Below are 24,203 nucleotides of genomic sequence, written 5' to 3'. Positions count from 1 at the left end.
GCTATACCTCTTCCGCCATGATCTCGCGGCCGATCAGCCAGCGGCGGATTTCGCTGGTGCCGGCGCCGATCTCGTAGAGCTTGGCGTCGCGCAGCAGGCGGCCGGTCGGATAGTCGTTGATGTAGCCATTGCCGCCAAGCAGCTGGATGGCGTCGAGCGCCATCAGCGTCGCCTTCTCGGCGGCAAACAGCACGCAGCCGGCGGCGTCCTTGCGTGTCGTCTGGCCGCGGTCGCAGGCTGCGGCGACGGCATAGACATAGGCGCGCGCGGCGTTCATCGTCGTGTACATGTCGGCCAACTTGCCTTGCACCAGCTGGAACTCGCCGATCGCCTGGCCGAACTGCTTGCGCTCGTGCACATAGGGGACCGCCACGTCGAGGCACGCCGCCATAAGGCCGATCGGGCCGCCGGCGAGCACCGTGCGCTCATAGTCGAGGCCAGACATCAGCACCTCGACGCCGCGCCTTTCCTCATGCAGCACATTGTCGAAGGGCACCTCGACATCCCTGAACACCAGTTCGCCGGTGTTGGAGCCGCGCATGCCGAGCTTGTCGAGCTTTTGCGCCACGGAAAACCCGGCAAAAGCCTTCTCGACGATGAAAGCGGTGATGCCGCGCGATTTCAGGTCCGGGTCGGTCTTGGCGTAGACGACCAGGGTCTCGGCGTCAGGCCCGTTGGTGATCCACATCTTGGTGCCGTTGAGCACGTAGCGGTCGTTGCGCTTTTCGGCGCGCAGCTTGAGCGAGACGACGTCCGAGCCGGCGCCGGGTTCCGACATCGCCAGCGCGCCGACCCGCTCGCCCGAGCACAGTGGCGGCAGGAATTTTTCCTTCTGCGCCGGCGTTCCCCAGCGGTTGATCTGGTTGACGCAGAGATTGGAGTGGGCACCATAGGAGAGGCCGACCGAGGCCGAAGCGCGCGAGATTTCCTCGACGGCGATCACATGCGCGAGATAGCCCATGCCGCTGCCGCCGAAATCGGGATCGGCCGTGATGCCGAGCAGGCCGAGCGCACCGAGTTCACCCCACAGATGCGCCGGAAATTCGTTCGAGCGATCGATGTCGGCGGCGATCGGAGCGATCCGGTCCTGGGCGAAGCGCCGCACCAAGTCGCGCAGCGCCTCGATCTCCTCGTCATGCCCGAAGCTGAGCGTGTTCGTGTACATGCTTGTCCTCCCTGCGCATGACCCCGAAAATCGCCTTTGATTTTCGGAAAGGGATCATGCGCGAAATCAAAATGCTGCAGCGTCCTTTGCGCGTCCGAAGGGACGCGCGGCGCTGTAGGCGTCGATCTTCGCGCCGACGAGCCGCATTGTCATTGAAAGATATGTCGCCGTTACTTCAGCGATCGACAGCCGTTCGCCCGGCCGAAACCAGACGATGACGCCGGTCATCATCTGGATCAGCGCCATGGCCGTCAGCCCGGTGTCGTCGATGCTGAAGGCGCCCGTCTCGTCGCCATCGCGCAGGATGGCGCGCAGTTCCTTCTCGTAAGCTGTGCGCATGCGCAGAATCTGCGTCAGCCGTTCGGGCGACAGGCTGCGCAATTCCATGTTCGACACATGCGTGGCGTGCCGTCGCTCGATGTGAAAGGCGATGTGATTGCGCACATAGGCCGAGAGCCGTTGCGCGGGATCTGCGCTGACGGGGCGGGCGGCTTCCCACGCATCGGTAAGACCTTCCATGTGCTCGCGCATCAGCGTGAACAGAAGCTCTTCCTTGGTTGGAAAGTAGCGGTAAAGCGCAGCTGCCTGGACGCCGACCTCGGCGGCAAGCTGGCGCATCGACATCGCCTCGTAACCAAGGCGCGCGATGAGGTTGACCGCCGCCCCACGGATGGTCGCTTCGGTCTTTTCGCCATCGGACCCCGTGGTGCGTGCCATGTCAGCTCCTCTGCGGAGCAACAATAAAACAAACGTTCAATTAATTCAAGGCGCCCGATCCAAATTCACCTTCATGCAACGATCCTGTACCCAACAAAAGCCTCTCCGGCTGCCAACTCCTCGATGTCGACCTTGGAAACAGAAGCTCCGGCCGGCCCTTCCCAGAGGCGCTTGATCATTGTCGAGACCGCTTCATCAAGGCCTGCAATTTGCGTCGTTACGGCCCCATCCGCTTCATTGCAAACCCAGCCCGCAAGACCAAGGCCTGTGGCCTCATCCCGGGCCCATGCTCTGAAGCCGACGCCTTGCACATTGCCGTAGATGCGCGCCTGCACTTTCCTGCGATGACCAGTCATGAATCTCTCCAAGCCTGTCTCGTTAAAATCTGGTGCATGGCTCAGGGAATGCAACATGAGAGTTGCGCGCACGACGCAATAGCTGGGCCCTCTGGCTTTGAAATTTCATTGACTCAGTCCATTAATTTTGAAAAATGGAGCTGCCCTATTGGGAGTTGGCTGGATGTTGGACGAACGCAACGCATTGGTGGCCGATGTCAGGCGCTTCAATCGCTTCTACACGCGCACCGTCGGCCTTCTCGACGAGACGCTGACACAAAGTGCATTCACTTTGACCGAGGCGCGCGTGCTGTTCGAACTGGGTCACCGCAGCAACCTGGCTTCCGCCGAAATCGCCGGCGAGCGAGGTTTCCTGGCTGATGCTTTTCGGCTGGAGAATGGCCCGGCGGCCTCCGAAATATCAAGACAGTTGCGTGTCGATGCCGCCTATCTGACGCGGATCCTGCGCAAGTTCGCGGGCCAGGGGCTGACCGAGGCCAGAACGGACCCGGCTGACCGGCGCCGAAGGGTCCTCTCGCTGACCTCACGAGGCGAGGCAGCGCTTGCCAGACTGCAAGCGGCGGCCGATCGGGACACGGCGCGGCTGATCGAAAGCGTCCCCGACGACAGGTTGCATGAACTGCGCAGCGCCTTGCGCAAGGCGGGGGAATTGCTGGGCGACCCCACCCGTGAAAGCAGCGAGGTGACGTTGCGGCCGCATCGCGTCGGCGATGTCGGCTGGGTCGTGCAGCGCCAGGCCCAACTCTATGCCGAGGAATATGGCTGGACGATCGAGTTCGAGGCCATGCTCGCCGAGATCGGCGCCGATTTCATTCGCAATTTCGTGCCCGGCCGCGATTTCTGCTGGATCGCCGAGCGCGGTGGTCAGCCGGTCGGCGCGGTGTTCCTTGTTCATCAGGACGACAAGGTGGCCAAGCTGAGAATGCTGCATGTCGAGGCGTCGGCGCGCGGCCTCGGCATCGGCAAACGACTGGTCGCGGAATGCGTGAACCGGGCTCGAGCTTGCGGCTACACCAAGCTGGTGCTGTGGACCAACGACATCCTCGTTGCGGCGCGTGCAATCTACGAACGTGCCGGCTTCACGCTGGTCTCGCAGGAGCACCACCACAGCTTCGGCAAGGATCTGACCGGCCAGACCTGGGAAATGGATTTGTAGGCAGCTTTTGCTGCTGGGCTGCTTGCAGACGCGATTCTAGTTCCCCCGCGCCGTTGCCAGCGCGCCAGGCAACTCCTCGGCAAGAATATCGAGCTCGTGATCGAGGCCGACGCTGACGCGGATGCAGCGGTCGAGCCGTGGCACCATAGGCTTGCGGATGAAGACGTCGCGTGACAGCAGACCTTGCAGAACTTTCAGCGCGAAAGCGCCATCGCCGCAGCAATCGATGGTGACGAAATTGGTCGCCGATGCCAGTGGCTTCAACCCGTTCGCTTCGGCAATGCCGGCGATGCGTCGGCGGCCGGCCGCGACCCGCGTGACCACGCTTTGCAGATAGTCCTGATCGGCGAGCGCCTCGACGCCGGCGATCTGCGCCATGCGGCTGACGCCATAATGGTTGCGGATCTTCTCGAAGTCGCGGATCACCTGGGCCTCGGCGATCGCATAGCCGCAACGTATGCCCGCCAGCCCGTAAGCCTTCGAGAAGGTGCGCATGCGGATGACGTTTGGCCTGGAGATATTGATCGGCGGCATCGCCGAGGCCGGCCCGAGTTCGCCATAGGCCTCGTCGAGCACCAGCATGGTGGTTTCCGGCAGCGCCTCGATGAAGCGGATGATCTCGCTCGCCTCCCACCAGCTGCCCATTGGATTGTCGGGGTTGGAGAGATAGACCAGCGGGGCCTTGTCCTTGCGCACCGCCGCCAGCAGGCCATCCAGGCTTTCTTTGTCGTTCTCGTAAGGGACTGTCACCAGCCGCCCGCCGACACCGGCAATGTGGAAGTTGAAGGTCGGATAAGCGCCGAGCGAGGTAACCACCGCGTCACCAGGCGCGACATACATGCGTGCCACCAGGCTGAGCAGGCCATCTATGCCTTCGCCGACAACGACGTTCTCGGCCTTCACGCCGTGATGCGCGGCGACCGCCACCTTCAGATCGTGATTGTCGGGATCGCAATACATCCACATGTCGCCGGCGATCTCGGCCATCCGGGCGGTGACGCGCGGCGAGGGACCAAAGCTGCTCTCATTGGCGCCGATGCGGGCGCGAAAAGCGCGGCCACGCTCGCGCTCCTGCGCTTCGGGGCCGACAAACGGCACCGTCGAGGGAAGCGCTGCGATGAGCGGCATGAGGGGAGGGCGCTGGTGCATGGCGGAAGCTCGCTTGAAAGGGCCTTCTTGCTAGCGCGCCGGATGGGTCGGTGCAAGTTGCCGCTGGGCAGATCAGTAATGCTGGATTCTTTCGGCCGTTTTTGCTAGCGACACGCAATGAACAATCGTCTGCCGCCTGCCTGGTCCAAGCACATCAAGCCCGGTCCCGCGCCGAAACTCAAATTGCCGCAAGCCAATTTGCCGGTGGCAAATTCACCTTCACATGCGCAGGTCGATGAAGCGTTACTGCAACAGGCATACACTTTCCAGCAGGCAAAACGGCTCAACGAGGCTCAAGACCTGTGCCTTCGAGTTCTGTCGCGCACGCCAAATCATCCGCTCGCTCTATATATCCTGGGGACCATTTGCCTCGGCTACGACGATGAGGCGGCTTTGCGATATTTCGCCAGAGCCGTCGGGGAGGAACCGAAAAACCCTTACTACCACCTCAGCCTGGGCGAGGCCTATGTGAAGGTCGGGGAATATTCGTCGGCAATCAAGCATATGCTGCACGCGCTGCAACTGAAGCCGGATCTGGTCGATGCGCTTTGCGCATTGGGGCGCGCTTACAATGAATTTGGCAAACCCGACATGGCTTTGCCGGTCTACGAGAAGGCGCTGAAGATCAACCGCCATCACCCTAAGGTGCTGGTCGGACTGGCCAGCGCGCTAACCAGCCTGGGGCGCATGGACAGCGCCTCCGCCCACTTGAAGGAAACAATCAAGCGTCGCATCGCGGTTCCCGCTGCTTACAACGATCTTGTACAGACACAGAAGTTCACCGAAGAGCCGGTGGAACTCCAATCCATCCTTCTTGAACTCCGCAATCCCAAGCTTGATTCAGATGGCGCTCAGAAGCTTCATTTCGCTGCCGGCAAGGTGCTGAATGACCTCAAGCGCTATGAAGAAGCTTTCGATCATTTCAATGAGGCGAAAAAGGCTTCCGGCTACAAGTTCCACATCGAACTGTACCGTCGCTGGGTCGATTCGATGATTGAGACCTTCACGCCGGATATGTTGGTCGCCAGGGCAGGGTATGGAAACTCTTCGGACGCGCCGGTGTTCGTGGTTGGCATGCCGCGCTCGGGGACAACGCTCACGGAACAGATCTGCGGCAGCCATCCCGATGTTCATGGGGCAGGGGAACTCAGCAAACTTAGGCGGGTTGCAAATGCGATTGGCCTCAAAACGTCATCGGCTGGAGATCTGAGCCGGCCGATCATGTCGATCACGGCGGATATGTCCAGAACACTGGCCGAAGAGCATCTGTCCTATCTGACGGAACGAGCGCCTGCCGCACTTCGGGTGGTGGACAAGACGCCGCATAATTTTGAGCTGATCGGACTTATTGGTCTTCTTTTTCCTGGCGCGCGCATCATTCATTGCCGCCGTGACGCCATCGACAATTGCGTGTCTTGTTTTGTCCAGAACTTCAGCGAGGGACACAGCTACAATAGCGATCTGAGAACACTGGGCCTCTATTATCGCGAATATGACCGCCTGATGCGGCATTGGGATAAGATTTTTCCAGGCAGGATTTTCGAAAACCGCTACGAAACGCTGGTCGAGGATCAGGAGGCGCAGTCACGCCGCCTCATAGAGTACCTTGGGCTGCCCTGGGATGACGCCTGCCTGCGTTTTTTCGACAGGGATGGTTCGGTCAACACGCCCAGCCGCTGGCAGGTTCGCCAGCCGATCTACAAATCGTCCGTCAAGCGCTGGAAGAATTATGAAAACGAAATTCAGACGCTGATTGATGCGTTGGGCGATCTAGCGGACAAATAGTCCAATCCGTAATTTGCCGACGAGCTTTGCGGGTGCATGCAATGCGTCCGAGACTTTCGCTGTTAATACCGAATCAGCACCGCATCCGATGGTCGTACAACGTCCTGAAAAAACCCGGCGGTTGCCCGCCAGGTTTCGATTTCGACAAGTCGAAATGTATTAGAACGAGCGCTGGAAGCGGAGCAGGCCGCCGACGCTGTTCTTCTTGTCGGCCGGAGTCCAGGCGACGTTATCCGTGCTGCCCTCATCGAACTTGCCGGCGTGAAGATAGTCAACTTCGGCCGTGACGGTGAAGCCGGGGACGATGTCATAGGCAACGTTCGCTGCGACGCCGACGTTCTTCCAGTCATCAGCAGACGCCTGAAGGTTGAACGAGGTCTTCTCGTTGAACTTGTAGGTGCCACCGCCCCAAACTGCCCAGTTGCCGCCCCACTGCTTGTAGAAGCCTCGACCGCCCGCGGGCTGATCGTAGGTCGGGTCGTTGAGGTTATCGTCGGTGCCATAGCCACCAATGATGAACAACGACAACTCGTTGGAAACGTTCACATCCAAGCGAACCTTGCCAGCGACTTCTTCGTAGTTGCTGTCATACGCAACGACACCGGTGATCGCGCCCCAGCCCTGGGTCCACTTCACGCCGCCGACGACATGGGGAACATAGCTGTCGATCGTGCCAACGCCATACTTGCCGTTGCCGAGATCGTCGACAGAGCCAGCGCCCGAGCCTTCTTCGAGCGAGAGCACGGCCGAGAAACCATTGCCTGCGTCGAAATAGTACTGGACGACGTTGGTGTCGAAGTCGCCGTAGGGAACCAGCGTATCCTGGATGACGTTGCCGGCGTAGCCGATGAACGTATCGAAGGCCGATTCGTCTTTACCGACGCGCAGACCGCCGAGTTGGATCCAGGCGAAGTTCAGCGATACGTCCTTGTTGTGCGCATCGTTCGGGCCAAAGTCGGGATCACCGTTGCTGTTGCCGAAATTGAAGCGGGTCTCGGTGTAGGTCTTCAAGGTACCGAGCTCGGTCTCCTGGCCGGTCCAGGTTTTGAGCGTGAAGCGGGTGTTCTTGTACCAGGCTCCCTGGTTCTTGCCGTCCTGCACGTCGTTGCTGCGAGCACCATCGAACGAGCCGACGTCGCCGGCGCCGATGTCATAACGGACATAGCCGCCGATGCGCAGGCAGGTTTCGGTGCCGGGGATGTAGAAGTAGCCAGCGCCGTAGACGTCGCAGATCTTGACGTATTCAGCGGGTTCCGGCTCGGCGACGACGACGGCGTCGGCGGCGCGCGCACCGGAAACTGCGATCAGGGCCGCAGCGGAGCCGAGGAGAAGGCTCTTGATGTTCATTTTCTGACCTCCAGTCAGAATCGAACGAAACAGCGGAACCGGCAAACCGCTTTTATGCGTTAAGTGATTGAGGCTCCAGGGTTTTTCGAAAATATACTGGATTTTCCGCCGTCGCGCGAACAATCACCAAAGACGTTTGCTGGCGAAAGCGTGTCCGGAGCCGGATTTGAGATAACGTTCGAACGAGGTCGCCTTGGCTCGATTCGAGAAGGCGATATAGGTGACGATCCGCCATGGCATGAACTTGGATGTATGGCTGGATTTTCCGGCGTTATGTTCGGCAAGTCGGCGCTTCAGGTCTGAAGTCACGCCGATGTAGCGCTCACCTTCCGTAGCCTTGCTTTCCAGCAGGTATACGTACCACACGAGCCACCCCCTTAACCAAGCGAGTATCCTGGCTCGGGGAAGGCGGCCCGCCAACCCCTGCTTTTGCTGGGATCGCACAGAGGTCTGGACTTGTCCTGCGAAGCGCACAGTGCAAGCAGAAAACCTTGTTTTGCTAGGGTTTTAGCCCTCCTTCGCCGAGGCTTCGGAGGGCATCCTGCTTCGCGCAGAGGTCTGGACTTGTCCTGCGAAGCTCGAAGAGCGAAGCAGGATGGCGGAGAGGATGGGATTCGAACCCACGAGAAGCTTTTGACCTCTACTCCCTTAGCAGGGGAGCGCCTTCGACCACTCGGCCACCTCTCCGTTGCGCCGGTGGATAAAGAAAAGCGCCGGCACAATCAACAAGCCCGCATCATTATATGCAAAAATAAGAAGGCGCCGAACCGCGACCTTCCATGGATGTGGCGGTTCTGCGGTTGTTTCCTGGCTAGCGACTCGGGAGCTTGCCATGATTCCGACGGCCCTTCGCCGGATTCGGCGGCAAACAAGGGGGTGCGGCGGGCCTGATGGTTAACGAGAGCTTTCTGAGTGAGGCCAAATCGTGTCATTTGTGCAACAACGCCAGGGGATAGCATCCGAACAGCCCTTTCGCCGGTACGATCGTGGTTGAACGCCGCCGGCTCATGGGTAATGTCGATTTCGAAGGAGCGGCGCGGTGCGCATCTTTTTCGGTAGTGGGGATGGGGCAGGGAACGCTGTCCTTCAGCAAAGAATACCCAGACCCGTTTTTTAACTTTTGACTGGAGGTCAGAAAATGAACATCAAGAGCCTTCTCCTCGGCTCCGCTGCGGCCCTGATCGCAGTTTCCGGTGCGCGCGCCGCCGACGCCGTCGTCGTCGCCGAGCCGGAACCCGCTGAATACGTCAAGATTTGCGACGTCTATGGCGCTGGCTACTTCTACATCCCCGGCACCGAAACCTGCCTGCGCATCGGCGGCTATGTGCGTTACGACATCGGCGCTGGTGACATTGGTTCGTTTAATGGTGCTCGTGCTATCGACCGGATGGATGGTGACGTCCAGGATACCTGGAGAAAAAATGCACGCTTCACGCTGAAGACCTGGACCGGCCAGGAGACCGAACTCGGTACCTTGAAGACCTACACCGAGACTCGTATCAATTTCGGCAACACGAATTTTAGCGACGAAGCCTTCAATAAGGGCATTTCGCTTAATTTCGCTTGGATCCAGCTCGGTGGCCTGCGCGTCGGTAAGGACGAATCGGCGTTCGATACGTTTACCGGTTATGCTGGCAACGTCATCCAGGATACGCTCGTTCCTTATGGTGGCTTCGACACGAACGTGATTCAGTACTACTTCGACGCTGGGAACGGCTTCTCGGCTGTGGTCTCTCTCGAAGAAGGCTATGGCGACTTCACGATCGACAGCTACGTCCCTCATGTCGTTGGCGGCGTGAAGTGGACGCAGGGTTGGGGTGGCATCAGCGGTGTCATTGCTTATGACAGCAATTACGAAGAAGTTGCTGGAAAGGTTCGTTTGGATGTGAACGCCACGAATGAACTTTCGCTGTTTATCATGGGTGGCTACGGCACTGATGATAATATCAACGACTTCGGCGGTGGTCGCTCCATGTACAAGCTGTGGGGCGGCAACTGGGCAGTCTGGGGCGGTGGCACCTACAAGTTCAACGAGAAGACCTCGTTCAACGCCCAGGTGTCGTATGATGAAGACGAGAACCTCGGCATCGCGGCGAATATCGCCTATGACGTCGTTCCCGGCTTCACGGTCACGGCCGAAGTCGACTACGTCAATGCGGGCAGCTTCCCGGCGTCCAACTGGACCGGCGCTGACGATGACAGCAGCATCGGCGGTATCCTCCGCTTCCAGCGCTCGTTCTAAGGGCTGGTTCCTTACAGGTGAAATCCAGCCCGGGCGCACAACGCCCGGGCTGTTTTTGTTTCGTGACTGGATCAAGGCAAACGGAAGGATGGGGGTAACGGTAGCTGAATAAATCCGTGGGGTGATTTCGTGGGATCCGCTGATGGGCGGATGAAATCACAACTGCGTGATTAAAATCTCTTGAAAGGACGCTTCCAAGCGGGTAGGGCTGACCTATCCCACTCGGGGGTGTGGCAAATGATGACGAACGAAGCGATTCAAGAGGGCGAGACCTCTGATCATTTTTCGATGTTTTCTTCTCAAAGTCCGAAGATTCGATACACCTACAACAAGATTAGAGAAGTAAAGTCGCATCGGGTCGGAGATCTTTTTTCAGCATATCGGGACATATTATGGGATGATGGGCGGCATAAGTATAATGTCAGCTCGTTCATCGGCGAAATAGACGAGATTCTCCTTGGGGAGCGTTTCAGCGCCTTTGACCAAAGTACCCTGGACAACCTTATCGGCACCTTGCGCCAGCGCGGCAACAGCAACGCAACCATCAATCGAAAAATGGCTGCCCTCAGCAAACTGCTGCGCAAGGCTCACAAGATGGGAGATATCCACAGCCTGCCCGAGTTCCGCCGCCAGAAGGAGCGGGCGGGTCGGATTCGCTTCCTCGAAAGGGACGAAGAGGCGCGCCTGTTCGCCGCCATCAAGAACCGCAGCGAGGATGCCTACAGGCTTTCCGTCTTCCTGGTCGACACCGGATGCCGTCTCGGCGAGGCGCTTGGGCTGATCTGGAACGATATCCAGGAGCATCGCGTCAGTTTCTGGATCACCAAATCCGGCCGCAGCCGCACCATTCCAATGACCGAGCGAGTCAAAGAAGTCATCAAGCTGCCTCCCACTGAGGGTCGCCGGCCCAAAGGACCGTTCACCAAGCTCAGCCAGGCACAGTTTCGTGCCATCTGGAACGACGCGAAGGCCGAAGTCGGCCTCGGCGCCGATGATCAGGTGGTGCCGCACATACTGCGCCATACCTGCGCCTCGCGTCTTGTCCAGGGCGGCATCGACATCAGGCGCGTGCAGATGTGGCTCGGCCACCAGACGCTGTCGATGACCATGCGCTACGCGCATCTGGCCACAAACGATCTCGACGGCTGCGTCATTGTGTTGGAAACGCCTCGATCGACTCAGCCGGGCGGCAATCGCGCTGAAGGCACCATGTTTTCTTCGCCCGTGACGACGCCTTCGTCGCCGACGGCAGGGCGGAAAAAGAGGGACGAGGCAGCCGCTACCGCAAAGGAATCCCCGAAAGCGACTCGGAAAAGTTCAAAAGCCAAGTAGGCTGAAGAATCCTGCCTATACTATTGTAGTTGTCCCGTGACCTTGTTTGGTCATGGGATTTACTTCAGGATATTCTTCCGCTCGGCTTGATCGAGAAAAGCGGCTATGTCGCCCGGCAGGCTGCCGGTCTCGAGGAATGGCGCGTGGCCCTGGCCCTCGACAGTGATCGTCTCCATCATGGAATGGCGCTCTCTCATTTGCTTGAGCGTATCCATGGACAGCAATCTCGAATTGGCACCACGTATGGCGAGCAACGGGATGGCGGCCAACGCCTCGAATTGAGGCCATAGATCAGGCAGCTTCTGCGTCAGATCGAGACTGGCAACGGTATCCACCAGCTTCGGATCGAAATCCGGCACCAGCCCACCATCCGTTTCGCGGTAGAGAGCCCATACCATTCGATCCCAATCGGCGCCGGCAAGGGAGGGGAAGTCTTCGCCATGCACGCTGCGCTGGGCGGCCGCCGCCTGCGTGCGGGTTTTCGGTCCCGGGTCGCGCTCGAGATAAGACTGGATATGGGCAAGCCCGGCCGTCTCGATCACCGGTCCGATGTCGTTGAAAACAATGACTTTCAGGATGGATGGCCGCATCATCCCGAGCACATGGATGATCAGCCCGCCGCGCGAGGTGCCGATGAAGGCCGCTTCTCCGATGTTCAGCGCCGTCAGCCCGGCCAGGAGGTCGCCGGCCTCCACGCCGACATTGTAATTTTTGACGTCGGGATCATAGGTTGACTGCCCGCGCCCACGGTAGTCGAAGGCGACGACCTTTCGCGGAGTTGCCGCATCCGTCGACAGATAGAGCGCCAGCTCGTGAAAATCCCTGGCATTGCGGGTCAGGCCAGGCAGGCAGACAACCGGCCAGGATCCGGTATTGGCCTCACCATAGATGCGCGCATGAAGGCGTAGCCCATCGGGTGCGCTGAAGAAGAAGTCGGAGAAACTTTGCTCGCTTGCCATCAGAATGTTCGATCTCGCTGTACCGATCTGGACAGCTACAGGCGAGGGCAGGGATGGTCAAATGAAAGGCTCTTTTGCCTTCTCCCACAAGGGGAGAAGGACAGAAAGCCTCAACTCCGCCCGTTCACCAGATCTCCCACGATGTCATATTTACCCGAAATACGCATCTTGTAGACTTCGTAATTCTCCATCACGCGCTGAACGTAACTTCTTGTTTCCGTGTAGGGAATTCGCTCGATCCAGTCGACGACCGCGTCGATGTCCTTGCCGCGTGGGTCGCCATACCTGGCCACCCATTGGCTGGCCCGGTTGGGGCCGGCATTGTAGCCGGCGAAGGTCAGCACGTAGGAGCCGTTGAAGCGGTCGAGCTGTTCGCCGAGGAAGGCCGAACCAAGCGTCGCGTTATAGCCGGCATCAGTGGTCAGCCGTGTTTGCGAAAACTGCAGCCCGGCCTTCTTCGCCAGTTGCCTTGCGGTTCCCGGCATCAGCTGCAGCAGCCCGCGCGCGCCGGCGCTCGACACTGCGCCGATGTTGAATTCGCTTTCCTGGCGGGCGATCGCATAGGCCAGCGCCTTGCCCGAGCCGGAAATGTCGGCCGAATCGGGAATGACGCCGAGCGGATGCGACAATGCCCCGACATCGATGCCGCGCGCCCCGGCGATCTTGCCGATTTTCAGTGCCATGAAATGGTTCCCTTGCTTTTCCGCAACGACAGCCAGCAGCGCCAGTTCTCCCGGACTGGTCAACTGCCCGGCAAGGTCGCGATAGAGCGTCTCGGCATAGCGGTCGTAGCCCGCCTCCTGCAGCCGCTTGATGGCGCTGACGGCCTCGCGGCCGGCAAAATTCTGCCGGTCGGCTGCACTTGGCGAGGGATAGACGATGTTCAGCGCCTGCCGCCCCACGCGTTCGGCGGCAAGCTGGCCGTAGAATGTCGTGCCATAGGCAGCGGCGCGCGCAAAATAGTCCTTGGCATTGCCCGGACCGCCGACTTCCGCGGCACGGCCGAGCCAGTAATAGGCGCGCGACAGCGTCATCGGCCCCTGGGCGAGGTCCGCGATGCGAGCGAAATGACTGGCCGCGGTTTTTGGGTCGTTCAGGCCGCGCAGCGCATACCAGCCAGCATGGAATTCGGCGTCCGCCGCATTGGTGGCACTTTCGGCGGCGTGTGTGGCGACGATCTTGTACGCGGTCTTCATGTCGCCCTGGTCTACCAGTTCGCGCGACAGCACCCGGCGCTCGACCCACCAGGCATCCGGATCGACCAGAGCTTCGCGATCGGTCGGCGCCTGCATCACAATGGCCGCGGCGCCGGCAAAATCCTCCTGCTTGCGCAGATATTCGGCCTGCGCGAAGAAGTAGCCGGCCGAACGTTGCATTGCCGGCACGGCCTTCAGCAGCTTGGGCGCGTTCTTGTCGCCTTTGTCGGCCGCCGCCCATGCATCGGCGAGCTGCTGGGCACCGGCAAGGCCGGCGACACGCAGGGCGGAATTCGCACGGTCGGCATAGAACATGCGCTCCATGCGAAAGCGGTGGTCGGCGGCCGGGATCAGGCTACCGAATTCCTTGATCAGCGCCGCCTCGTCCTTGGCCTCCAGGATCGCGGTGCGCCAGAAGGGCGACAGCACCGAACGTGCCGCCTTGATATTGCCTGACGCCACATAGGCGCGGGCAAGAACCATCACGCCTTCGAATGTCTGCGGCTGGCCGCCGTCGAATGCCGCAATGACGGCATCGGGGGCAGGGTTCTCGCGATAGAGTGCGCGTTCGCTGTTTTTGCGCAGGGTGACGGTGCCCGGCCAATTGGGCAGCATCTTGGCCGCAGCAGTGATATCGCCGCTCGGAATCTTGTCGCCGCCATAAAGCGCGATCGCCCAGGCAAGGATATGCTGGTCGAGCGACTGAGCGGGAAGGCCATCGCGCACACCACGAGCGCGGGGACTATCGCCCGCCGCCAACGCATCCAGCCCGCTTTTCAAGGGGGCGACGTCGGGCAAGGGCGGCTGTGGGATCCTGCCCTGCAGGTCAGGCAGCGCAATTGCCGCGCCTGGCATCGGAATGGCTGAGGTGACCCGTACGTCCACGCTACCACTGATCGCCATGCCCGGCATCAGCGCGAGCGTGGCGCCAAGCAGCGCGAGAATGTGAGGCCGACCGCCCGGCATGATCCTTAAATCTTCCTTGTCCTGGCATTCCACAAGCAGGCGGAGATGCCTCGAAGCCTAAACTTAGGTCGTGAAGAGCTCGTAAACAAAGAGTTATCGAGGCCGTTCGAATTGCGCTTGCTGGCACCATGGCAATGCTTGCCGTGCAACCATGTCGAGACTATGGTGCGCCGCTTCGCTTTCGGCTAGAAGGCGCGCACAACAAAACACCGACACAAAATAGAAGTGCCAAGGAGTTGGACGATATGCTGAGAGGCTCGCTTACTGCGCTCGTGACACCGTTCGAAAAGAGCGGGCGTTTCGACGAGAAAGCCTTTCGCGCATTCGTCGAATGGCAACTCGGCGAGGGCACGACTGGACTGGTGCCGGTCGGCACCACCGGCGAGTCGCCGACGCTGTCGCATGACGAGCACCGCCAGGTCGTCAAGGTGTGTATCGAGGTGGCCAAGGGCCGCGTTCCGGTCGTCGCCGGCGCCGGCTCCAACAACACCGAGGAAGCGGTCGGCCTCGTGCAGTATGCCGAGAAGGCCGGTGCGGATGCTGCACTCGTTGTCACGCCCTATTACAACAGGCCGACACAACGCGGCCTGTACGAGCACTTCGCGGCGGTCGCCAGGGCGACCAAGCTGCCGATCATCATCTACAACATCCCGCCGCGCTCGGTGATCGACATGATGCCGGAGACGATGGGGCGGCTTGCGCACGACTTCAAGAACATTGTCGGCGTCAAGGATGCCACCGGCAAGGTCGAACGGGTCTCCGAGCAGCGCGCCACGTGCGGCATGGATTTTATCCAGCTTTCGGGCGAGGATGCTTCGGCGCTTGGATTCAACGCGCATGGCGGCGTCGGCTGCATCTCGGTGACCTCGAATGTCGCGCCGCGGCTGTGCGCGGAATTCCAGGAAGCGACGCTGTCCGGCGACAGCGCCAAGGCACTGGAATTGCAAGATCGTCTGCTGCCGCTGCACAAGGCGATCTTTATCGAACCTGGCGTTTCCGGGGCGAAATATGCGCTGTCGAAGCTGGGCAAGGTCGAAAATGTGCTGCGTTCGCCGCTAATGACGGTCGAACAGTCGACCGCCGACAAGATCGATGCGGCGATGAAGCACGCCGGCTTGATTAATTAGGGATGAGGCGCCACCTCTCCGCATCATGAATCAAGTCAGAAAAGCCGATCCCAACAACAAGACCGTTTCGGAAAACCGCAAGGCGCGGTTTTCCTATGAGGTGCTCGACACGGTCGAGGCCGGTCTGGTGCTGACCGGCACCGAGGTCAAGTCGCTGCGCCAGGGCCAAGCCAACATCCAAGACAGCTATGCCTCGGTCGAAGGCGGCGAGATCTGGCTGATCAACTCTTATCTGCCGGAATATCTGCAGGCCAACCGCTTCAACCATGAGCCGCGCCGGCGCCGCAAGCTGCTGCTCAACAAGCGCGAGATGGCGAAACTGTCGCAGAGTGTCGACCGCGAAGGCATGACGCTGGTGCCGCTGAAAATCTATTTCAACGACCAGGGTCGCGCCAAGCTGTTGCTCGCCGTCGGCCGCGGCAAGAAACTGCACGACAAGCGCGAATCCGAGAAGCAGCGCGACTGGTCGCGCGAGAAGGGCCGGCTCTTAAAAGAGCGTGGGTAGGCTGGGGCCATTCGCTTGACGAACCGGATTGTTCTTTTCGGTCTAGCGAGCCTGGTCTCGGTGTGCCTCATCACGGCAGGCGGCTATCTCTACTTCCGCACATTCTCGCCGGATCGCGATAAATATCCGGTCAGGGGCATCGACGTCTCCCATCATCAGGGCCAGATTGATTGGCGGCGCGTAGCCGCCGACGATGTCGCCTTTGCCGTCATCAAGGCGACCGAAGGCGGCGATCATGTCGATGATGCTTTCGCACGGAATTTGGAAGAGGCCCGGGCCGCCGGTCTCGCCGTCGGCGCCTATCACTTTTTCACCTTTTGCCGGCCGGGTGCGGACCAGGCGAAGAATTTCATCTCGGTGGTGCCGCACGATCAGCCCCTGCTGCCACCCGTGGTCGATATCGAATTCGGCGGCAACTGCCCGCAGCGGCCGACGCCCGAACAATTGAACGCCGAACTGGCCGCGTTCCTCGCTCCAGTCGAGGCGGCGTTCGGCAAGCCGGCGGTGGTCTATCTGACCGACGACGCAGCGGAAGCGTATGCAGCGCGGATTGCTGCCCGTCCGCTCTGGCTCCGCTCATTGCTCCTGGAGCCGGATCGCGACGACTGGGTCTACTGGCAGTACCACAACAGGGGTCGCGTCGACGGCATCAACGGCGATGTCGACCTGAATGTGCTGCAGGGTGGGCCGGAGAAATTGGCCGAGCTGTTCGCTGCACCTTGATCAGACGAATTCCGCTGGCGAGATGGAGAACCAAATGTCGGCGCGCTGATTCGTGTTACGCAGCGTTCCGTCCTGCCTGCGCGCTCACGAAGGTCAGTTTCAGACCAAGCGCCTCGGCCACTTTCATGATCGTTGCGAATTCGGGATTCCCTTCGCCGCTCAGGGCCTTGTAGAGAGCCTGTCGCGTCATACCGGCTTTCTCGGCAAGTCTCGTCATGTTCTGCGCACGCGCAATGACGCCAAGCGCATGAGCAATCTCCGCTGCGGTGCCATCTTCGCACGTCGCTGCCAGATATGCTTCGATTGCCTCTGGAGTGTCGAGATATTCGGCCCCGTCAAAGGCTGTGACTTTCATTGCCATATTGCCTTGTCCTTCCATTCCTTGGCGAGTTTTTTTGCGGCTGCGATGTCTCTGCTTTGCGTTCCTTTGTCGCCACCGCAAAGGAGCAGCACGCACAAGTTGCCTGCTTGGAGGAAATAGATGCGATAGCCAGGACCATCGTCGATCCGCATTTCGCTTATGCCCTCGCCAACGGGCTTGACGTCTCCCGGATTGCCTACAGTCAGTCGGTCGATGCGCCGAACAATGCGGGCTTTTGCTTGCGCGTCGCGGAGGTCTTCGAGCCAGCGTTTGAATGTATCGGTTTCGAAAACCTGCATCATGGTAACTGTAAACCATGGTTGACTATTGTCAAGGGGAGAAGCTGATTGCTTATCGTGCCTACTTGCCCAAGAACGCCGCTATCTGGCTGAAAACGCTGACGAACATTGCCTCGGTCAGCACGCCGGTATTGGTGTTGTAGCGTGAGCAGTGATAGCTCGAAAACAGCGTGACGCCACCGGCCGGCAGCTGCCCGCCATGCTTGAACGGGTAGGCGGCGACGCGCCCACCCAGTGCCCGCACGGTCGACTGGTGCGCGATCGATCCCAGTGCCAGCACGGCGCGCAAATTGGGGAACCGCGCGATCGTCGGCACCAGGAATGTCCGACAGGTGGCAATCTCTGCGGCCACCGGCTTGTTCTCCGGCGGCACGCAGCGCACCGCGTTGGTGATCGCGGTGCCGACAAGCTCCAATCCGTCGTCGGGTCTGGCCTTGAATTCGCCGCGTGCAAAACCGTGCGAAATCAGCGTCGAGTAGAGCAGGTCGCCGGCATAGTCGCCGGTGAACGGGCGGCCCGTTCGGTTGGCACCGCGAAGGCCGGGCGCCAGCCCGACGATCAGCAGTTGGACCGTCGCGTCACCTTCGGGAGGCAAAAAAGTCGGCACCGGCGCATTGAACCAGGACGGCTCGCGCTGCCGCCATTCGGCGATGAAGTCATGCAGCCGCGGGCAGAGCGGGCAATCGCGGCCGGGTTCGGAGGCGGAAAGGGCGGTCAAGGCGACTGGCCTCAGTAATCGTCCTCGTCGACTTCGGCCGGCTCGGGCCGCCGCACCGACCGCTCGGAGGGATCACGGCCGACCTCGTTCTTCAATGTCATCAGGTCGATGAAATGGTCGGCCTGGCGGCGCAGGTCGTCGGAGATCATCGGCGGCTGCGAGGCCATGGTCGAGACGATCGACACCTTGCGGCCACGCCGCTGCAACGCCTCGACCAGCGTGCGGAAGTCGCCGTCGCCGGAAAAGATGACGTAGTGGTCGACGACATCGGCGAGCTGCAGCGCATCGACCGCAAGCTCGATGTCCATATTGCCCTTGATCTTGCGGCGACCGGTCGAGTCGGTGAACTCCTTGGCCGGCTTGGTGACCACCTTGAAGCCATTATAGTCGAGCCAGTCGATCAACGGACGGATCGAGGAGTATTCCTGATCCTCGACCAGCGCCGTGTAATAATAGGCGCGCAACAGATAGCCGCGCTTCTGAAAGCTCGACAGGAGCTTGCGATAGTCGATGTCGAAGCCGAGTGCACGCGACGTCGCGTAAAGATTGGCGCCGTCGATGAATAGGGCGATTTTTTCACGAGGGTCGAACATGGAAAATATTCCTTCTCGAAATAAACGGCCGTCTAAACGAAATGCGATAGCGTTCGGTCAGGCTCATAATAAACCGGCTGACCTCCATGCCATCCGAGATAGCGCCAGTTTCGCGGCAATCCAAGGGTGCGTGCTGTACTGCAAGCAATTGTGATCGGGACACCGAACACATAACCACAGACAGGTTTTGCCAAATCGGGTGTTTGAACCAAGGTTTGGGCGCCATGCAGCCCGGCCATTGCCATGATGCTTGTATTTTGGCGGCGTTCGGGTTATGGACCGCGCCTGTTTTCCATCAAATCCATCGCATGAAAGGGGCAATCCATGGCCCGCGTAACCGTTGAAGATTGCATCGACAAGGTCGACAACCGCTTCGAGCTGGTGCTCTTGGCCGGCCACCGCGCCCGCCAGATCAGCCAGGGCGCGCCGATCACCGTGCCGCGTGACAACGACAAGAACCCGGTCGTGGCGCTGCGCGAGATCGCCGATGAGACGCTTTCGCCCGACGACCTCAAGGAAGATCTGATCCATTCGCTGCAGAAGCATGTCGAGGTCGACGAGCCCGAAGCCGACGGCGAGGCGATTGCCGATCAGACCGGCGCCGCCGTTGCGGCCACCGACGCCGATGACACCGAGGAGAACGTCACCTTCGACCGGATGACCGAGGAAGACCTCCTGGCCGGCATCGAGGGCCTGGTGCCGCCGGAAAAGAGCGACGACTACTAAGCCAGCGCTCTGGACCTGCCTGGAATACGTTTCCGGCACTTCCGTCCAGTCAGTTTCGTGGCTATCTATGGGATGCGCCGTACGCTAGTGCGGCGCATCAATCATTTCAGCACCGCGAGATCCCGCCCATGATGCGTCAGTATGAGCTTGTCGAGCGCGTCCAGCGCTACAAGCCTGACGTCAACGAGGCGTTGCTCAACAAGGCCTATGTCTATGCCATGCAGAAGCATGGCCACCAGAAGCGCGCTTCCGGCGACCCGTATTTCTCGCACCCGCTCGAAGTCGCCGCCATCCTCACCGAGATGCATATGGACGAGGCGACGATCGCGGTCGCCCTGCTGCACGACACGATCGAGGACACGACCGCCACACGGGCCGAGATCGACGATCTGTTCGGCCCCGAAATGGGCAAGCTGGTCGAGGGCCTGACCAAGCTGAAGAAGCTCGATCTCGTCTCGAAGAAGGCCGAGCAGGCGGAAAACCTGAGAAAGCTTCTGCTGGCGATTTCAGAAGATGTCCGCGTGCTGCTGGTCAAGCTCGCCGACCGCCTGCACAATATGCGCACCCTCGACCACATGCCGGAAGCCAAGCGCCTGCGCATCGCCGAGGAGACGATGGATATCTACGCGCCGCTGGCCGGCCGCATGGGCATGCAAGGCATGCGCGAGGAGCTGGAGGAGATCGCCTTCCGCTTCATCAATCCGGAGGCCTATCGCGCCGTCACCGCACGGCTTGCCGAAATCTTCGAGCGCAACAAGGGCGTGCTGACGGACATCGAAAAAGCGCTGTCCACGCTGTTCGAGAAGCATGCGATCAACGCCGGCGTGAAGAGCCGGCAGAAGAAGCCGTGGTCGGTGTTCCGCAAGATGGAGGCCAAGGCACTGTCCTTCGAGCAGCTCTCGGATATTTTCGGCTTCCGCGTCGTCGTCGATACGGTCGAGGACTGTTACCGGGCGCTTGGCGCCATCCACACCGCGTGGTCGATGGTGCCGGGCCGCTTCAAGGATTACATCTCGACGCCGAAGCAGAACGATTATCGGTCGATCCACACCACCATCGTCGGCCCGTCGCGCCAGCGTGTCGAACTGCAGATCCGCACCCGAGAGATGAACAAGATCGCCGAATACGGCGTCGCTGCCCATTCGATCTACAAGGACACCGGCGGCAAGACGAATGGCGCCGCCCACGCGATTTCGAAGGAAACCAACGCCTATGCCTGGCTGCGGCGCACCATCGAGCAGCTTGCCGAAGGCGACAATCCCGAGGATTTCCTCGAAAATACCAAGCTAGAACTGTTTCAGGACCAGGTGTTCTGCTTCACCCCGAAAGGCATGTTGATTGCGCTGCCGCGCGGCGCGACACCGATCGACTTCGCCTACGCGGTGCACACCGATGTCGGTGACACCTGCGTCGGTGCCAAGGTCAACGGCCGCATCATGCCGCTGATGACGGAGCTGAAGAACGGCGATGAGGTCGAGATCATCCGCTCCAAGGCACAGGTTCCGCCGGCGGCGTGGGAATCGGTCGTCGTCACCGGCAAGGCGCGCTCGGCCATCCGCCGTGCCACCAAGAATGCCATCCGCAAGCAATATTCGGGTCTCGGCATCCGCATCCTGGAACGCGCCTTCGAGCGTGCCGGCAAGACCTTCACCAAGGAGAGCCTGAAGCAGGTGCTGCACAGGCTGGCGCGCAAGGACATCGAGGATGTGCTGGCCTCCGTCGGGCGCGGCGAGCTCGCCTCCACCGACGTCATGAAGGCGGTATTCCCCGACTACAAGGATGAGCGCGTCACCACGGCCGTCCCCAAGCCGCGCGAGGAGGGCTGGTCGAAGATCCGCAATGCCGCCGGCATGCTGTTCCAGATTCCGGGTCGTGCCGCGCGCAAGGACAAGGACCAGCCACGCGATGGCGCCGTGCCGATCCGCGGCGTGCGCGGCGATCTGCCGGTGCGCTTCGCGCCGGAAGGGGCGGTGCCTGGCGATCGCATCGTCGGCATCGTCCAGCCGGGCACCGGCATCACCATCTATCCGATCCAGTCGCCGGCGCTGCAGGCGTTCGACGATCAGCCCGAACGCTGGATCGACGTGCGCTGGGACATCGACGAGCGCACCAAGGAACGCTTTCCGGCGCGCGTATCGGTCACCGCCATCAACGCGCCGGGGTCACTCGCCGATATAGCGCAGGTGGTTGCCTCGAACGACGCCAACATCCATACACTGTCGATGGTGCGCACTGCTCCCGACTTCACCGAAATGCTGATCGATCTCGAAGTCTGGGATCTCAAGCACCTCAACCGGCTGCTGTCGCAGCTCAAGGACAATTCGAGCGTCAGCGACGCAAGACGCGTCAATGGCTAGACCATGCTCCGGTTTCGGACAAAGTCATGGTCAATCAAAAAGAGGCAGACATGAACACCGATGAAGTGCTGGGCATTTTCCGCGAGGCGGGTGCTGTTCTGGAAGGGCATTTCATTTTGACCTCGGGCCTGCGCAGTCCGGTCTTCCTGCAGAAGGCGCGCGTGTTCATGCATGCCGACAAGACCGAGCTTCTGTGCAAGGCGTTGGCCGAGAAGATACGCGCTGGCGTGCCAGGCAAGATTGATTATGTCGTCGGCCCGGCGATCGGAGGGCTGATCCCAGCCTACGAGACCTCGCGTCATCTCCGCGTGCCGGCGATCTGGGTCGAGCGGGAAGGGGGCGAGTTCCGCTTGCGCCGCTTCGAGATCGCCAGGGGCTCGCGTGTCGTCATCGTCGAGGACATCGTCACCACTGGCCTGTCGATCCGTGAGACCATCGAGTGCCTGCGCGATCTTGGCGCCGAGGTGGCGGCCGCGGCCTGCATCATCGACCGTTCGGCCGGCAAGACCGATGTCGGTGTGCCGCTCATCGCGCTTGCCGAGTATGAGGTCCCGGCCTATCCGGCCGACCGGCTGCCGCCGGAGCTTGCCGCCATCCCGGCGATCAAGCCCGGCAGCCGCAACATCTGACGGGGCATTTTTTTCGCCCAACAATGTGCGGCGGTTTTGGGGAAAGCGACATGCGTGAAGACAGATTGGAAATGGTCGCCGGCATCGATCATTTCGTGCTGACGGTCGCTTCGCTGGAAGTGACCTGTGAGTTTTACCAGCGCGTGCTGGGTTTTGAGCGCATCGACGCGGCGGATCGGCCGACGGCGCTGGCTTTCGGTACCCATAAGATCAATGTGCATGAGGTCGGCCGCACTTTCGAGCCCAAGGCGAAGTCGCCGACATCAGGATCAGGTGATTTCTGCCTGATCACCGACCGGCCACTGGATGAGGTCCGTGCCCGGCTCGCGGCCAATGGTGTGGTGGTGGAACTCGGCCCGGTTGAACGTATCGGGGCCCGAGGTCCGATGATGTCGGTTTATTTCCGTGACCCAGACGGCAATCTGGTCGAGGTCAGCGAATACCTGCCGTAGCCGCCGGCGACGATGCGCCTTTCGGCGATGCGACTGCCGGTTCCCTAAATTCGCCGCGATTATCCGATGTTCGAAGCAAGACCTGCCGCCCCTAAGGGCGGCGACAAGCGCGGCGCACAGAAGGTGTTTGGTTGTTCTTGCGCCAGCGCGTCGTTATATAAGGTGGCGATTGCCATAGGGTGATCGTCAAGCGCAAGATGTGGCTGCCACGCCCGGCTGAAGGTGCCGTTGCGGGCGCTGTGGAACGGGAACAGAGTGCTTTTTCGACGCCGCAAGCCTGATGGCTTTTATGAGCGGGTGCGTACCTACCTTTGGCCGCGCCGCTCGTTTTCGCGCTCGCTTCAGTATTTTTCCAAGCGCATCCTGCGGCTGAAGGCCACACCGCATGCGGTTGCGGCCGGTGTTGCGGCCGGTGTCTTCGCTTCATTCTTTCCCGTCGGTTTCCATTTCATCATCGCTGCCCTCCTGTGCTGGGTGATCGCCGGCAATCTGGTGGCGGCCGCTCTCGGCGCGGTTTTTTTCGGCAACCCGCTGACCTTCCCGTTGCTATGGGGCGCGTCGTGGGAAACGGGCAAGCTCATCCTGCATGACCGCCTGCCGACGCATGGGCCGCCGGCACATCTGGGCGAGATGCTGCATAATCTCTCCTTCGCGCAATTGTGGAAACCGGTCCTCGAACCGATGCTGATCGGCGCGGTTCCGCTCGGGCTCGCCTTCGGGCTGCTGTTCTACGCCATCACGCGCTGGGGCATGAACGCTTTCCGCGAACAGCGGCGCAAGCGTCTGGCCGAGCGTGCAAGCCGGCATGCGCAATCGTCCCATCCCGGCGCAAGCATCGGTTCCACCGCGCGATGATCATCGGCATCGGCAGCGACCTGATCGACATCAGACGCATCGAAAAGTCGCTGGAGCGTCACGGCCAGCGCTTCATCCAGAGAATCTACACCGAGATCGAACAGGCCCGCTCCGAAAACCGGCGGGCGCGTGCTGCCTCCTATGCCAAGCGGTTCGCTGCCAAGGAGGCCTGCGCCAAGGCGCTGGGCACCGGTCTGGCGCAGGGCGTGTTCTGGCGCGACATGGGTGTCGTCAACCTGCCCAGTGGCGCGCCGACCATGGCGCTGACGGGAGGAGCGCAGGCCAGGCTGGACAAAATCCTGCCAAAGGGCCACCGGGCGGCGATCCACCTCACCATCACGGATGATTTCCCGCTCGCTCAAGCCTTTGTGATCATCGAGGCGCTGCCCGTCGAAGAAGCGCCACATTGATTGCCTCTGACGACCGGCATTGACGTTGCCCAGCGCGCGCCGAGACTCTATACCATCCAACGCACAATCGAGGACGAC

Annotated in this window: 25 protein-coding genes and 1 tRNA gene; 13 read left to right on the top strand and 13 right to left on the bottom strand. The window is 60.7% G+C overall.

The window, feature by feature from the left end; genetic code table 11:
* Position 1 precedes the first annotated feature (1 nt).
* The 3 genes from NKI66_RS18520 to NKI66_RS18510 form a co-directional block, all read right to left on the bottom strand.
* On the bottom strand, positions 2–1,165 hold the full coding sequence (locus NKI66_RS18520) for an isovaleryl-CoA dehydrogenase (protein WP_352752500.1): 1,164 nt from the start codon (positions 1,163–1,165) through the stop codon (positions 2–4).
* Between the two features lie 66 nt (positions 1,166–1,231).
* Entirely contained in the window at positions 1,232–1,882 is a 651-nt protein-coding gene (locus tag NKI66_RS18515) for a TetR/AcrR family transcriptional regulator (protein WP_352752498.1), read from the bottom strand.
* A 71-nt stretch (positions 1,883–1,953) separates the two neighbouring features.
* The gene (locus NKI66_RS18510) at positions 1,954–2,238 is read right to left on the bottom strand and encodes an acylphosphatase (RefSeq protein ID WP_352752496.1); all 285 of its coding nucleotides are present in this window, start codon (positions 2,236–2,238) and stop codon (positions 1,954–1,956) included.
* Between the two features lie 163 nt (positions 2,239–2,401).
* Here NKI66_RS18510 and NKI66_RS18505 point away from each other — a divergent pair, with 163 nt between their 5' ends.
* Positions 2,402–3,394, top strand: coding sequence for a bifunctional helix-turn-helix transcriptional regulator/GNAT family N-acetyltransferase (locus NKI66_RS18505; RefSeq protein ID WP_352752495.1), 993 nt, complete (start codon positions 2,402–2,404; stop codon positions 3,392–3,394).
* A gap of 36 nt (positions 3,395–3,430) precedes the next feature.
* On the opposite strand, the gene NKI66_RS18500 is transcribed toward NKI66_RS18505, so the two are convergent.
* Complete coding sequence (locus NKI66_RS18500) at positions 3,431–4,543, bottom strand: pyridoxal phosphate-dependent aminotransferase (protein WP_352752493.1); 1,113 nt, start codon at positions 4,541–4,543, stop codon at positions 3,431–3,433.
* A 117-nt stretch (positions 4,544–4,660) separates the two neighbouring features.
* On the opposite strand from NKI66_RS18500, the gene NKI66_RS18495 reads away from it, so the two are divergent.
* Entirely contained in the window at positions 4,661–6,328 is a 1,668-nt protein-coding gene (locus tag NKI66_RS18495) for a tetratricopeptide repeat-containing sulfotransferase family protein (protein WP_352752492.1), read from the top strand.
* A gap of 159 nt (positions 6,329–6,487) precedes the next feature.
* Here the strand turns inward: NKI66_RS18495 and NKI66_RS18490 are convergent, their stop codons facing one another.
* The 3 genes from NKI66_RS18490 to NKI66_RS18480 form a co-directional block, all read right to left on the bottom strand.
* Complete coding sequence (locus NKI66_RS18490) at positions 6,488–7,675, bottom strand: porin (RefSeq protein WP_023812850.1); 1,188 nt, start codon at positions 7,673–7,675, stop codon at positions 6,488–6,490.
* A 123-nt stretch (positions 7,676–7,798) separates the two neighbouring features.
* The gene (locus tag NKI66_RS18485) at positions 7,799–8,041 is read right to left on the bottom strand and encodes a GIY-YIG nuclease family protein (protein ID WP_023812851.1); all 243 of its coding nucleotides are present in this window, start codon (positions 8,039–8,041) and stop codon (positions 7,799–7,801) included.
* Between the two features lie 230 nt (positions 8,042–8,271).
* Positions 8,272–8,362: transfer RNA gene (locus NKI66_RS18480), tRNA-Ser, on the bottom strand.
* Between the two features lie 451 nt (positions 8,363–8,813).
* Between NKI66_RS18480 and NKI66_RS18475 the strand changes: the two genes are divergently transcribed.
* Both NKI66_RS18475 and NKI66_RS18470 read left to right on the top strand, forming a co-directional pair.
* Positions 8,814–9,917: a porin gene (locus NKI66_RS18475; RefSeq protein WP_352584950.1), complete on the top strand. Its 1,104-nt coding sequence runs from the start codon at positions 8,814–8,816 to the stop codon at positions 9,915–9,917.
* Between the two features lie 237 nt (positions 9,918–10,154).
* Entirely contained in the window at positions 10,155–11,249 is a 1,095-nt protein-coding gene (locus tag NKI66_RS18470) for a tyrosine-type recombinase/integrase (RefSeq protein ID WP_352752490.1), read from the top strand.
* 59 nt (positions 11,250–11,308) lie between these two features.
* Here NKI66_RS18470 and NKI66_RS18465 read toward each other — a convergent pair whose 3' ends face one another.
* Both NKI66_RS18465 and NKI66_RS18460 read right to left on the bottom strand, forming a co-directional pair.
* A complete protein-coding gene (locus NKI66_RS18465) occupies positions 11,309–12,208 on the bottom strand; it encodes an alpha/beta fold hydrolase (protein ID WP_352752489.1) in 900 nt (299 codons plus the stop codon).
* Between the two features lie 110 nt (positions 12,209–12,318).
* Positions 12,319–14,370: a lytic transglycosylase domain-containing protein gene (locus tag NKI66_RS18460; protein ID WP_352752487.1), complete on the bottom strand. Its 2,052-nt coding sequence runs from the start codon at positions 14,368–14,370 to the stop codon at positions 12,319–12,321.
* A gap of 245 nt (positions 14,371–14,615) precedes the next feature.
* Between NKI66_RS18460 and dapA the strand changes: the two genes are divergently transcribed.
* From dapA to NKI66_RS18445, 3 genes are read left to right on the top strand one after another with little or no spacing between them, the layout of a single operon-like run.
* Positions 14,616–15,497, top strand: coding sequence for a 4-hydroxy-tetrahydrodipicolinate synthase (dapA, locus tag NKI66_RS18455; protein WP_023812857.1), 882 nt, complete (start codon positions 14,616–14,618; stop codon positions 15,495–15,497).
* 25 nt (positions 15,498–15,522) lie between these two features.
* A complete protein-coding gene (gene smpB / locus NKI66_RS18450) occupies positions 15,523–16,002 on the top strand; it encodes an SsrA-binding protein SmpB (protein WP_013532594.1) in 480 nt (159 codons plus the stop codon).
* Positions 16,003–16,017: 15 nt separating this feature from the next.
* On the top strand, positions 16,018–16,725 hold the full coding sequence (locus tag NKI66_RS18445) for a glycoside hydrolase family 25 protein (protein ID WP_023812858.1): 708 nt from the start codon (positions 16,018–16,020) through the stop codon (positions 16,723–16,725).
* A 55-nt stretch (positions 16,726–16,780) separates the two neighbouring features.
* On the opposite strand, the gene NKI66_RS18440 is transcribed toward NKI66_RS18445, so the two are convergent.
* Genes NKI66_RS18440 through NKI66_RS18425 form a run of 4 tightly spaced genes read right to left on the bottom strand, consistent with a single transcriptional unit; the run spans position 16,781 to position 18,696 of the window.
* Positions 16,781–17,086 (bottom strand): addiction module antidote protein, encoded by a 306-nt coding sequence (locus NKI66_RS18440; protein WP_023812859.1) that lies wholly within the window; start codon positions 17,084–17,086, stop codon positions 16,781–16,783.
* Positions 17,077–17,388 carry a type II toxin-antitoxin system RelE/ParE family toxin gene (locus NKI66_RS18435; protein ID WP_023812860.1) on the bottom strand — a complete coding sequence of 104 codons (312 nt, stop codon included), beginning with the start codon at positions 17,386–17,388 and terminating at the stop codon, positions 17,077–17,079. Before NKI66_RS18435 ends, NKI66_RS18440 begins: the two co-directional genes overlap by 10 nt.
* A gap of 58 nt (positions 17,389–17,446) precedes the next feature.
* On the bottom strand, positions 17,447–18,103 hold the full coding sequence (locus NKI66_RS18430; RefSeq protein ID WP_023812861.1) for a uracil-DNA glycosylase: 657 nt from the start codon (positions 18,101–18,103) through the stop codon (positions 17,447–17,449).
* A gap of 11 nt (positions 18,104–18,114) precedes the next feature.
* Complete coding sequence (locus NKI66_RS18425; RefSeq protein ID WP_023812862.1) at positions 18,115–18,696, bottom strand: LabA-like NYN domain-containing protein; 582 nt, start codon at positions 18,694–18,696, stop codon at positions 18,115–18,117.
* Positions 18,697–19,020: 324 nt separating this feature from the next.
* On the opposite strand from NKI66_RS18425, the gene rpoZ reads away from it, so the two are divergent.
* The 6 genes from rpoZ (at position 19,021) to acpS (ending at position 24,125) form a co-directional block, all read left to right on the top strand.
* Complete coding sequence (gene rpoZ, locus NKI66_RS18420) at positions 19,021–19,422, top strand: DNA-directed RNA polymerase subunit omega (protein WP_023812863.1); 402 nt, start codon at positions 19,021–19,023, stop codon at positions 19,420–19,422.
* A 128-nt stretch (positions 19,423–19,550) separates the two neighbouring features.
* Complete coding sequence (locus NKI66_RS18415) at positions 19,551–21,779, top strand: RelA/SpoT family protein (RefSeq protein WP_023812864.1); 2,229 nt, start codon at positions 19,551–19,553, stop codon at positions 21,777–21,779.
* A 50-nt stretch (positions 21,780–21,829) separates the two neighbouring features.
* On the top strand, positions 21,830–22,408 hold the full coding sequence (gene pyrE / locus NKI66_RS18410; RefSeq protein WP_023812865.1) for an orotate phosphoribosyltransferase: 579 nt from the start codon (positions 21,830–21,832) through the stop codon (positions 22,406–22,408).
* Between the two features lie 71 nt (positions 22,409–22,479).
* On the top strand, positions 22,480–22,860 hold the full coding sequence (locus NKI66_RS18405; RefSeq protein ID WP_031213577.1) for a VOC family protein: 381 nt from the start codon (positions 22,480–22,482) through the stop codon (positions 22,858–22,860).
* Between the two features lie 255 nt (positions 22,861–23,115).
* Positions 23,116–23,715 carry a DUF2062 domain-containing protein gene (locus NKI66_RS18400; protein WP_023812867.1) on the top strand — a complete coding sequence of 200 codons (600 nt, stop codon included), beginning with the start codon at positions 23,116–23,118 and terminating at the stop codon, positions 23,713–23,715.
* Entirely contained in the window at positions 23,712–24,125 is a 414-nt protein-coding gene (gene acpS, locus NKI66_RS18395) for a holo-ACP synthase (protein WP_023812868.1), read from the top strand. Before NKI66_RS18400 ends, acpS begins: the two co-directional genes overlap by 4 nt.
* The last annotated feature ends 78 nt before the right edge of the window (positions 24,126–24,203 follow it).

Origin of the sequence: Mesorhizobium sp. M0518 (assembly GCF_040321125.1) — a bacterium.
In the GTDB taxonomy this organism is placed as follows: domain Bacteria; phylum Pseudomonadota; class Alphaproteobacteria; order Rhizobiales; family Rhizobiaceae; genus Mesorhizobium.
Note: the sequence above shows the minus strand (reverse complement) of the source record. Positions and strands in the feature narration are given on the sequence as shown.